General features: G+C 44.4%; 13 protein-coding genes and 1 pseudogene. All 14 read right to left on the bottom strand.

Features of this window, described 5'->3' with window-relative positions:
• Window positions 1–473 (bottom strand): annotated as a pseudogene (locus KHS79_RS25355) (contractile injection system protein, VgrG/Pvc8 family); the annotation flags it as partial.
• Between the two features lies 1 nt (window position 474).
• Complete coding sequence (locus tag KHS79_RS25360) at window positions 475–684, bottom strand: tail protein X (protein WP_212722962.1); 210 nt, start codon at window positions 682–684, stop codon at window positions 475–477.
• Window positions 656–1,075 carry a phage tail protein gene (locus KHS79_RS25365; protein ID WP_212722963.1) on the bottom strand — a complete coding sequence of 140 codons (420 nt, stop codon included), beginning with the start codon at window positions 1,073–1,075 and terminating at the stop codon, window positions 656–658. The genes KHS79_RS25360 and KHS79_RS25365 overlap by 29 nt, the downstream gene beginning before the upstream one ends.
• On the bottom strand, window positions 1,065–3,134 hold the full coding sequence (locus KHS79_RS25370) for a phage tail tape measure protein (RefSeq protein WP_212722964.1): 2,070 nt from the start codon (window positions 3,132–3,134) through the stop codon (window positions 1,065–1,067). The genes KHS79_RS25365 and KHS79_RS25370 overlap by 11 nt, the downstream gene beginning before the upstream one ends.
• A 132-nt stretch (window positions 3,135–3,266) precedes the next feature.
• Window positions 3,267–3,515: a phage tail assembly protein gene (locus tag KHS79_RS25375; RefSeq protein WP_212722965.1), complete on the bottom strand. Its 249-nt coding sequence runs from the start codon at window positions 3,513–3,515 to the stop codon at window positions 3,267–3,269.
• A 53-nt stretch (window positions 3,516–3,568) separates the two neighbouring features.
• Window positions 3,569–4,081, bottom strand: coding sequence for a phage major tail tube protein (locus KHS79_RS25380; RefSeq protein ID WP_212722966.1), 513 nt, complete (start codon window positions 4,079–4,081; stop codon window positions 3,569–3,571).
• 2 nt (window positions 4,082–4,083) lie between these two features.
• Window positions 4,084–5,154, bottom strand: a complete 1,071-nt coding sequence (locus KHS79_RS25385) for a phage tail sheath subtilisin-like domain-containing protein (protein WP_212722967.1) — start codon at window positions 5,152–5,154, stop codon at window positions 4,084–4,086.
• Between the two features lie 156 nt (window positions 5,155–5,310).
• Window positions 5,311–6,087: a hypothetical protein gene (locus tag KHS79_RS25390; RefSeq protein ID WP_212722968.1), complete on the bottom strand. Its 777-nt coding sequence runs from the start codon at window positions 6,085–6,087 to the stop codon at window positions 5,311–5,313.
• A gap of 8 nt (window positions 6,088–6,095) precedes the next feature.
• Window positions 6,096–6,614, bottom strand: coding sequence for a phage tail-collar fiber domain-containing protein (locus KHS79_RS25395; RefSeq protein WP_212722969.1), 519 nt, complete (start codon window positions 6,612–6,614; stop codon window positions 6,096–6,098).
• A complete protein-coding gene (locus tag KHS79_RS25400) occupies window positions 6,611–7,333 on the bottom strand; it encodes a phage tail protein I (protein ID WP_212722970.1) in 723 nt (240 codons plus the stop codon). The genes KHS79_RS25395 and KHS79_RS25400 overlap by 4 nt, the downstream gene beginning before the upstream one ends.
• A gap of 45 nt (window positions 7,334–7,378) precedes the next feature.
• Window positions 7,379–8,263, bottom strand: coding sequence for a baseplate assembly protein (locus KHS79_RS25405; protein WP_212722971.1), 885 nt, complete (start codon window positions 8,261–8,263; stop codon window positions 7,379–7,381).
• On the bottom strand, window positions 8,260–8,595 hold the full coding sequence (locus KHS79_RS25410) for a GPW/gp25 family protein (RefSeq protein ID WP_212722972.1): 336 nt from the start codon (window positions 8,593–8,595) through the stop codon (window positions 8,260–8,262). The genes KHS79_RS25405 and KHS79_RS25410 overlap by 4 nt, the downstream gene beginning before the upstream one ends.
• A 47-nt stretch (window positions 8,596–8,642) precedes the next feature.
• Window positions 8,643–9,467, bottom strand: coding sequence for a hypothetical protein (locus tag KHS79_RS25415; RefSeq protein ID WP_212722973.1), 825 nt, complete (start codon window positions 9,465–9,467; stop codon window positions 8,643–8,645).
• A 54-nt stretch (window positions 9,468–9,521) separates the two neighbouring features.
• Window positions 9,522–9,905, bottom strand: a 384-nt coding sequence (locus KHS79_RS25420) for a phage baseplate assembly protein V (protein WP_212722974.1), incomplete at its 5' end; no start/stop codon positions are given.

A 9,905-nucleotide genomic window follows, 5' to 3' on the forward strand; every position in this document is an offset into this window, starting at 1 on the left:
GCGATACGACTTAAAAAGTGCAGGTCGCTTTCTTCTGTTTGATCAATATGCTGAATGATTAAGTTAGTAAATTTGTCAGCGACTTTTGGATTTAAGTTATGTCGTTGGGCAATGGTCCCCACAATATCCGTTAATTTTACCTGATGCCAGCTTTGACTTCGAGGGGCACGGATAGACCCTTTTAAATCGGCACCACGGGCTTTGATCTGCATTTGGTTGGGTGGTCCTGAGAGTAATACCTCATCCACCGTATAATTCCCCATAGGCACTAAACCAGTTTCTACATAACCCAACGCACAGGATAATTGAGCGCCTTTTTTGGGGATGGCTAACGAGCCATTATCAACCAGGGTGAGGGTTAAGCTGTCAGACTTCCAACCCGCTTCGTCAGTGAGTTCCAGGCTAATGAGTAACGGGTTAATGGTCGGTGCTAGGTTCTTATCACCCAAGAAAATACTAAAGGTGGGTTGCATACTAATCCCAAAGCTTTTGCGTGGTTTGAACCGGGGAAGAAAGATCAGGCAACTCGATGGTTAACCCTGCAGGCAGCACCGGACCCAGCTCAGCCAGGTCCGGGTTTGCGGCTAATACATTAAGGACGTAGTAACCGACCTCACGGGGCTTATCATAGTAGTGCCAGCAAATCGCATCAAGACTATCGTTTTGTTTGGTCCGATATTGCATCGTATTCACCGTAGTAACTGATCGCTAAACTAAAGTTGATTTTTCGGGGTTGACCTTGCTGATCCAAGTAACTGTTGGTCTGCTCCACACTGGTAATACACCAGTAGTCGAGTAAATCACCCGTGCCGGCTACCAGCAATAATGGCTTACCTTGCCTTCCGAGTATGGCCATTTTCTCAACGGTATCGACGACACCATACTGTCCTGGAAATACACTACCTGACAGGTTAATGGTTTGCTGGCCTTCGCCGGTATACTGCAGTTGTGGGATGGTGCCCAAGCGCTTTTGTTCTGACCAGGTAAATGACCAGGCACGTTGCAGTTGATTAAACGCCGCCGTTTCAATAGAAAAGGTAAACAGTCCTAATTTCAGTAAGGTGCTAGTAGCCATATGTCAAACCGTCCTGATCATAAAGTGATGCCCGACGATCAGATTCTTCCTCAAATTCTCGCCGTTTGAGTTCTTCCCTTACCCGTTTAGCAATGTCTTCACTGTTCTGACCCGGTTGGGTTTGAATGGTAATCGGGGCATTAATATTGGTACGCGACTGGTTTTGTATTTTGATCTGCTGGTAACGTCTTTGCCTTAATTTGTCCTGTATCATCTCATTATTACGTGCTTTGGCTAAGGACATCACACGTCCTGATGACTTCACCCCATAGTGAATGCCCCGACTCCGCCCACGGTGTTGTGGGGCAATATACGACGATGGTTTAGGTTTAGGCTTCGTTTTTTGCTTATTGTTTTTTTCCTCTTCCTCATCATCATCCCCAAACCAGTTAAAGACACTACTGATGATGTCCTTAATCCAACTGAATTTAGACGCCAGCCATTCAAAGCCTGGTTTCCAGTGTTTGAGCAACATACCAATGGGGGATTTATTAAAAATACCTTTAATGAGATCCCACGCTCCCGTAAATAGTCCTTTAATGTTGTCCCAGGTTTCACTAAAGAAATTGGTGACCGGTGCCCAATTTTTAATAAGGATGCCAATGGGTGAATAACTCAAAAAGATATTTTTCGTCCAGTCCCAGAACTGGGTAAAATAGCCTTTAACGCTATCCCAAACACCACTAAAAAAGCCCTTAATCGGTTCCCAGTAGGTAATAATTAATGCTGCACTACCCGCAATGGCGGTAATGACTAAACCGATGGGATTCATTAAAAAGGCCGCTCCGACCGCTTTAATAATCGGGATTAAACTCCAGATGGCTTTACCGAAGGTCATGATGGAGGTAAATAATTTGACGCCCATTAAACCCGCTAAGATATAGCCGAGGTTTTTCCAGCCAATGGTGGTGGAAATAAAATTACTAATCACACTGGTCACACTAAAAAAGCCCTGGCCCAAGGCATAGACATTTTTCGCCCAGCTTTTAAAGCGGCTGCTGATATTTTTGGCAAAGGCTTGTATTTTCGGTTGGAAGTTCACCACCCAGGCTTTAAAGTGTTTCATTAATTGCGTGAAGGCCGGCATCATCGCCGCACCGATGGTGTTTTTCACGCCCCCCAAGGCCATTTGGGCATCCAGCAAGGCATCATTAAAATTCTCTGCATCCCGCGCGGCTTTTTCACCCAGCACATTCCCCGTGGCGCGGGCATCTGCCCGCAACTGTTGTAAACCTTTGCGCCCATCTTTGAGCATATTAACCATACCGACCCCTTCACTGTCGAATAACTTCATCGCCAGCCGTACCCGGTCATTTTGGTTTTTGACTTGGCTAAGCGCTTCTGCCACTTGATCTAACTGTTGTTCAGGTTTTAACTTCCCAAGCCATTGGGCATTTAACCCTAGTTCTTGCAATGCACCTTTAGCCGTCCCTGTACCTTTGGCCGCTTCCGCCACACGGCGTATCATACGCTGAGTGCCTGTATTAAATTGCTTAACCGATAAGCCTGAACGCTCGGCGGCATACTGGAATTCCTGAAGGGCTTCAATGCCTATACCTAACTTGTCAGCGGTTTTCGCAATAGGATCGAGTCGGTTAGCCGTCCAGGCGGATAAACCAAAGGCCGCCGTGGCACCACCCGCCATGAAGCCCGCACCTCGCTTCAGACCTGCGGCAACCTTACCGACACCCGGCATGAGTTTGGTGCCAAACTTTTGCAAGGCGACTTTGCGCTGTAATTTCTTCTGAGCTTTAGCGGATTTATCCAGAGCAATGCCGTATTTTTTAACGGCGCGTGTCGCTGATTTATACTGCACTTCAACGGATTTAATCCGCTCGGCTAGCCGGTGAGCCGATTGACGGGTGGTGGTTTGTTTACCTTTTAATTCCGTGAGTTTGGCTTTGTATTTATTGAACTCTTTTACAGCAGCTAACTGCTTGTTGGTTTCGCGATAAGCCTTGCCCAACTTTGCCGCTGAGGCCTGGCTTTTTTTAATGGATTTACCCAGTGATTTATCTAAAAATGCACCAATGGCAATATTTAAAGCAAGTTTACTCATAAGATAGGCTCTTTCGGGGCGGCATCAAACCAATCCACCAATTCATCCAGTGGCATGCTTAAAAGTTCAGACAATGGAGTTCCAGGTAAGCGGGCAGCTAAAGCAAAGACGATGGTTTGACAGTGGCGATAATTAATGACGAAAAAATTTATCGGCGATCACCTCGCTGACTTTAGTAAAATCCGCGCCATCGATGTGTTCAATAGCCTGTTGACTTAACCCGGATAAGTTGGCCATCATGGCAATGGCTTGTTCTAATTCGGTACCGCCTTGTTTATCGATATTTTTCATATCTTTGACGGTAGGCCGACGTAATTTAATTTCTGTAATCACTTCGCCATTGACGTTAATGGGATAGTCTAGTGTGATTAATTCGCTCATGGTTTTACCTATTCAATTTATTAAAAAAAGAAAATAAAAATCTAAAGGCCGTTTTAAAAACCCAACGCATCGCGCATTTGTTTTAATTGATCCACGCCGTTAATCACCCGCTTCATATTGATTAAATCAATTTCGGCTTTGACGTTATTATCAATACTTAACTTGTAGTAATGCAGTTTCATGGTGACACTCATGGTGCTCATTTCACCGGGTTTTAACGAGCCCATATCCACCTCACTGACCAACCCGGTACCGATCACTTCAAATGGTTTCACCTCATGGCTATTGCCTTTTTGTAAGCCGCCTTTGATTTTGACAGGTAAGCCGTCATTACCCTGTTGTAACCCGAAGTTTTCCAGCACGGTGGCATTCATGTCTTTAATACTAAAACTGAGTTCTAAGCCTTCCATACCCACCATAATGGGCACTGGACCGTCCATGCCGCCGGCATAAAAGTCTTCGGTTTTCGCCGTTAATTTCGGTGGCGTGATTTCTTCAATCACCCCGCGCATACTGACGCCATCCAGCCACAAACAGCCGTTATGGAGTTGATAACCTGCAAGCATAATTAATTCCCCAGTAAGTTTTCATAATAGCGATCGGTCATCGATGACCTAAACACAACATGTTCAGCGGGTGCGGGTGGGGTAAAGTCAAAATCAAAATACACTTTACCCGCGGCTAAATTATCGGGTGTATTTAATTCCTCGTTCGGATAGCATTCGCCGCCTAATATCGCGCCCAATGCGGTTAATGTGCGCAAATAACGATTCACGCCTTCCGATACATCGGCAAAATAGGTTTTAGTGATATTTCGATCCACGGCCCACAGGTGAGCACGCAATAATGAATCTTCGATAATCGCCTTGGTCCTGACCACATTGACAAACGCCCATTTCGGATCGGTGATACAGGTGGTGCGATTCCCCCAGAGTCGATAACCATTTTCCTGAATAATAGTGGTGATATGGTTTTCATTGAGTAAATTAGCCCGGCAATTCGCATCACCCAGGGTAAAGTCAATGGGCCGACTGGTGCCAATAATGCCATTAATCTGCTTATTCGACGGTGAATGCCAAAAGCCTTTATCGTTATCCACTTTAGCCATCAGTCCCGCCACATACGACGAGGGTGGTCTATCTACCGCTTGATTGCTATGGATATCCCAGACCTGGACCCAGGGATCAATTAAATACGCATAACGACTGTCGTATTTATTTTTATACTGGATGGCGTCTGCACCCGTAGTATTCGGGCCATCAATAATCGCCATACCATTAAGTTGATTGGCGATCATGTCCAGCGCTTTGCCCACCGGCTCTAATTGGCTATACCCCGGGGCAATCAGCAAACGGGGTTGCACACCCACCACAGATTTGGCTGCAGATAATGCATAAATACCCGTGGGTGGATCACTCTGACCATTACCGACTAAAGCACTGATTTGTTTCGCTTCCTCGCTTTCTTCCTTGACGCGAATCACCACTACCAACGCGCCAATCTGATCAAAAATCCCTTTAATGGCAGTCGGTAATGTGCCTTTATCACCGAGTTTTGTAGCTTCGCGTAATGAGCCAGCGATTAATATGGGTTTGTTTTCCGGAAAAGCCTGGTCATCGGCTTCCGGGGCGGTACCCACTAAACCAATGACGGAGCTTTTAACGGTGCGAATCGGGCGTGGACCGCTATCGATTTCCACGACCTCAACGCCATGTAAAAATTGTCCTGGCATGGTTCACCTTTAAATAATTGGATTAATTAATGAAGAAATTAAGGAGGGAAAAATTAACGTGTATTAGGCGTCTGTAGTTGTGGCGTTGGTCGTGGACGTCACATTATGGGCTTTTTGTAATTCAATATTGGGATACCACTGCCCAGGGTTATCAATATGGCCTGTAATCGCGGCGGGTAACGCTATTAATACTTCACCACTATCAGAATCACGGTAAGGATGAATATGGGTATAGCGACCAAAACCTGCAGGTGAAAACTGCGTACGACAAAACGTCCATTTTCCTAAACGTGCTCCTTCACACCATACCCCCGACGCACGGCCTGCGAGCACTTTGACAAAGGCTCCAATGGTGATGAACGTATTTAAGGGAATTGCTGATGCGGCTGAGTCCGCCGTATTGGGAAAGGCTAACCAGTAACTGATCGGCTCACGCTTGGTCCAGCTCAGCTTTATCACATTAAACGGCATGCGATAATGATCGTGGATATGCATATCCACGCCAATATCAAGCCCCATCTCTTGCAATAAGGCAATTTGGTCTGCGGTTCTATCCTTGGGATTCGCTTGAATGCGCATATGCACTGAGGCTTCAACATCATCATGTATTTGAAAATTAAAGGGGTGTTTTTGGGGATGATTTTCGTTTATTTCTAATTGTTGGTTATGGGTAATCACAATCCTCGGCAATAAATACAAGGTTTGATTGAGCTGGTTATTAATTTTGGTAATGCACTGTGCCATTTGTTGGTCAATGTCCGTGATTTTATTATTTACGGCGGTGGTTAATCGGTTACAGGCTAGGACTGTTTCTGCTAATTGATTTTCAATACTCATCATTAAACCTTTTATTTTTCCAGTTGGTTGATACGTAAGAACAATTCAATATGCCGATGCATATTATCAATGGTCGCGGCTGCCATGGTGGCCAGTTCGTTGACCAGTAATAAATTAATATTTTCAGTGCCCACCACCACGTTTATGCTGTTGCTGGGGAGTGGTGAAATATCCAACGTCAGTCGTTGAAGCCAATGACTATGAGCCGATTTATAGGTTAATAAGTGATTGGGTTGCGAATGGACAGCCAGCAAAGTACCCGATGATAAAAACAAACCAATTTCCCGTACTTCATATTCAAGTTCACCTTTAAAAACAGCCCCCAAACGTAACTGAGTTGGACTTAATTCTTCGTAATCAAGAATGTCTACCCGTTGGCGTTCATTCACCAGGCGTGTTTGATTCGGTTGTGGTGTATAGCTTTTATCGCCTCCGGCCATATGGGTAATGGTGGCTTTAATCCCCGCGTTTTTAGCACTGATTAATTCCGCCAGGCCGGCTTGGGTAAATTGCAGAATAGGATCACTCATGGTAATTGGACGCTCATCGTTAAATCATTGATGTGGTAACCACGAAATGCGGCTGAAAGCACTGGTTTAACCGTTAACGCCTGACGGGGTAACTGGCTGGTTAAGGTGTCATGGCTATGCGTGCTCACCTGATAGCTGACACTGGCCGTATTCAGTGATTGCTGTAAATGGGGTGCTTGTAGAATGGTGCTTTGGTAGGTTTGATCACTGCTCTGAATACCACGCTGTTTGAGTCCACTGACATAAAAACGGGTATCTAAATTAAACGTTAAACTCAGTTGGAAATGATCACGTAAGCTTTTAACCTGGCATATCAGCTTTTCCATACGCTTGATGGTGTCTTTGTTCGCAGGCACATCACGCCGTCGCCAAGCCATCACTTCAAAATGGTACGGCTCGCCTACAGGATCAAGCTCATACCAAGCCCGGATATCACTCTCATAGCCCAAGGCATCCAACACCAGGCGTATACTCTTGCGGGTACCTTTAATAAGATGGGTTTCAATAGACGCTTTAATCACCCGACGTTTTATATCACTGGTCCAGTTTTCATCCCATTCATCCACCGATAACGCCCAGGCTAGCCAGGGTAAAAGTGGTTCAGGGCATACATCCGGCTGCCAAATAATATCGGGACGTGCTGGAATCGCCGACACGCGGGCGCAGCTGTCTTCTAACGCACGTTCAAAGGGCGAAGCATTACTGGGCAGTAAGGACATACAATAAAATTTAAAAAGGTGGGAATAAATGACTAGGCAGTAAAATTAAGCCGTAAAATTCAGTGCAATTTTAGTATTTTTAGGCGCTTGCCATTGCTCGGTGACAATATCCGTGGAGGGTGATATTAATTCAACGCGGCGTACACCACCAGTATGCAATGCATCATAAATACCCGAGATAGCCACCGTTTTACCCAAGGCAAAACACTGGGCTAAATAGCTGTTTAATTGTTTTTCGACTTCGTGTTGAATCGCATCTTTTGAAGGACCATGAAAGACATGCACATCCGCTTTAATGTGGTAAGGAATGATCTCAGCTCTTCGAATAATCACTTTATCCGTCAACGGTCGGATACCTTCACGATTTAAGGTGGTTTCTAAAGCTTGCTTTATTTCCTGATCAAGCGTGGTGTTGACTTCTCTACGCGGTAAATAACAGACCGTGACTTCGCCCGGCTTTAACGAATAAGGCGCTACATCCAGTATTTGGTCATGGGCTTTACTCGCATGAAATAAATACGCACCTTCAGGACCTGCTGTGGAATAGCCTTCGGGTCCCAGTTGAATTCGCCGTCTAAATTCGTCATCGGGTTCCATCACAGCTGGCACAGGTGGAAATTCATCCGGTTGAGCGGGTTTAATCACTTTACGCTTTACCCCATAATTGGCACCAATATGATCGAGATCCGCACCACAGGCATAGGCTAATAACAGAGACTGCGCACGCTCATTAAATTGCTGACGAATGAGTAACTCACGATAGGCAGAAATTTCCAGGATTTTGTAAGCCGGATCGGACTCCACTAACGCGGTAAAACCATAGCTTTTTAATTGATCCAGCATCGTATTAAAAATGCTTTCATAATCCAGCTGCTCAATGACATCCGGCGCGGGTAACTGGGATAAATCAATTGCGGTATATTCACTCATAAAATAATCCCGTCCAAGGTAACAGGGTTACCATCGGGTAAGTAAATGCCTTCCAAGTAGATTTCGATTTGACCTGGTTGTGTGCGGGTGGGTGTAACTTTAGTGAGTTTAAATCGGGGTTCCCAGCGGGCTAACGCTTCAGCGGTAGCGGCAATGAGCTCTAACCTTAAAGCACTATTCAACGGCTCATCAATTAACTCCGGCAACCGACTCCCATAATCACGCCGCATGACCCGGGTGCCAATGCGGGTGGTTAAAATATCAGTAATTGATTGCTTAAGGTGGTCAATGCCAGAAAGGGTTTGGCCTGTTTGGTTGTCTATGCCGTGCATGATATAAGAGGAGTTAACCCACTAAGATAAGTGGGTTAGAAAGCTGTTTAGATGTCTTCTAGATTATGTTGTTTAATGTACTTTTCTGCTCTTTTTTTCCAAAGTTCTGCTTTTTTTGCATCCCGAGTAAAACCAAACTGTTTTTGAATCTCTGGATAGTTTTCACTTAAAGGTGATATGCCATGCCTATATATTCCGAATATCATATATGCGTAGTTTGGCTTTAAGCTTAGGTCATCGTCATTCTCATAGTTAAAAATAGCTTCAGAAAGCACTTTATTTTCTGCACCAGCCACCTTTAGTATCAAAGGACCACAGTTAAATATATTTCCATCATTGATATGACCGCAGAACTTTAAATACTCAAGAACTGAAAAATAATGCCACATACAAGCTCTTACTTCATGGCTCTCACAAGCTTCTTGATACAGTTTGTTCCCTTTCTCAGCTGAATCAGAATAAATCAAAGTATGGTACTTTTCTAGGTATGTTAGCCTATCATCATTTATAGCGTTTGGATTTTCTTTGATAAACTCAGTATAAATTTTACTACTTTCTGCATGATAGATAGTCCCTAAAACAGTTTTGGCAACGGGGTCGGCCTCACTAAACTTTGCCAATATACTTTTTAGCAAACTAATTTTTTGAGTATTTTTTCCATGATCTAAGCTACGAAAATAATATGATGCATAATCAAGTAGATTCTTGCTGTTAAGGGCAGCCTGGGAAAAGTGATAGTCCATAGTAATTATATGATCATACTTTTCTTGGATTGATGCATTGGAGTTCAAAAACTCCCAATCAAAGTCTAATTCCTCACCATTTACAATACTTGCAATGCAAAGCAGGCAAGTAATTAAAAAAGATCTCATTATCATTTCCCCAGAAAACGACATAAAAAGAGCCATTATACCTTCTCAACCTTGCTATTGTCTTGGTTTGGGTGGCACATGATGCTGATCTAAATGGCTGTTATAAATGGCACGATCTACCGCCATACTACGGGTTTTATCGGTGATATCTCCTGTGGCCTTGATATTACCTGTCACATGCACATCACTGATCATTTTTATTCCTGCAGGCGAATGTAAGGTACAGGTACCACTATCAGGTAAATGAATATCATAATGGTGCTGTTCGCGGTTATATTGAATCCGCGCACCATCTTTGTAATAGCTGCCTGATACTTCAGGTGTTTGCTGTGGAGCTGGATATTTATCCTGATACACTGCAGGTAAAATAAAACCCTGGGCCAATTCACCACACGGTGATAACACCACCACTTGCTCACCGGCCTCGGGTGCCCACCA

Source organism: Zooshikella ganghwensis, from assembly GCF_018263875.1.
Classification (GTDB): domain Bacteria; phylum Pseudomonadota; class Gammaproteobacteria; order Pseudomonadales; family Zooshikellaceae; genus Zooshikella; species Zooshikella ganghwensis.

Excerpts from the sequence above, each read along its gene's own strand:
- KHS79_RS25395 (WP_212722969.1), bottom strand. The coding sequence starts at position 6,614 with ATGAGTGATCCTATTCTGCAATTTACCCAAGCCGGCCTGGCGGAATTA.
- KHS79_RS25400 (WP_212722970.1), bottom strand. The coding sequence starts at position 7,333 with ATGTCCTTACTGCCCAGTAATGCTTCGCCCTTTGAACGTGCGTTAGAA.
- KHS79_RS25365 (WP_212722963.1), bottom strand. The coding sequence starts at position 1,075 with ATGGCTACTAGCACCTTACTGAAATTAGGACTGTTTACCTTTTCTATT.
- KHS79_RS25360 (WP_212722962.1), bottom strand. The coding sequence starts at position 684 with ATGCAATATCGGACCAAACAAAACGATAGTCTTGATGCGATTTGCTGG.
- KHS79_RS25380 (WP_212722966.1), bottom strand. The coding sequence starts at position 4,081 with ATGCTTGCAGGTTATCAACTCCATAACGGCTGTTTGTGGCTGGATGGC.
- KHS79_RS25375 (WP_212722965.1), bottom strand. The coding sequence starts at position 3,515 with ATGAGCGAATTAATCACACTAGACTATCCCATTAACGTCAATGGCGAA.
- KHS79_RS25390 (WP_212722968.1), bottom strand. The coding sequence starts at position 6,087 with ATGATGAGTATTGAAAATCAATTAGCAGAAACAGTCCTAGCCTGTAAC.
- KHS79_RS25405 (WP_212722971.1), bottom strand. The coding sequence starts at position 8,263 with ATGAGTGAATATACCGCAATTGATTTATCCCAGTTACCCGCGCCGGAT.
- KHS79_RS25410 (WP_212722972.1), bottom strand. The coding sequence starts at position 8,595 with ATGCACGGCATAGACAACCAAACAGGCCAAACCCTTTCTGGCATTGAC.
- KHS79_RS25370 (WP_212722964.1), bottom strand. The coding sequence starts at position 3,134 with ATGAGTAAACTTGCTTTAAATATTGCCATTGGTGCATTTTTAGATAAA.
- KHS79_RS25415 (WP_212722973.1), bottom strand. The coding sequence starts at position 9,467 with ATGAGATCTTTTTTAATTACTTGCCTGCTTTGCATTGCAAGTATTGTA.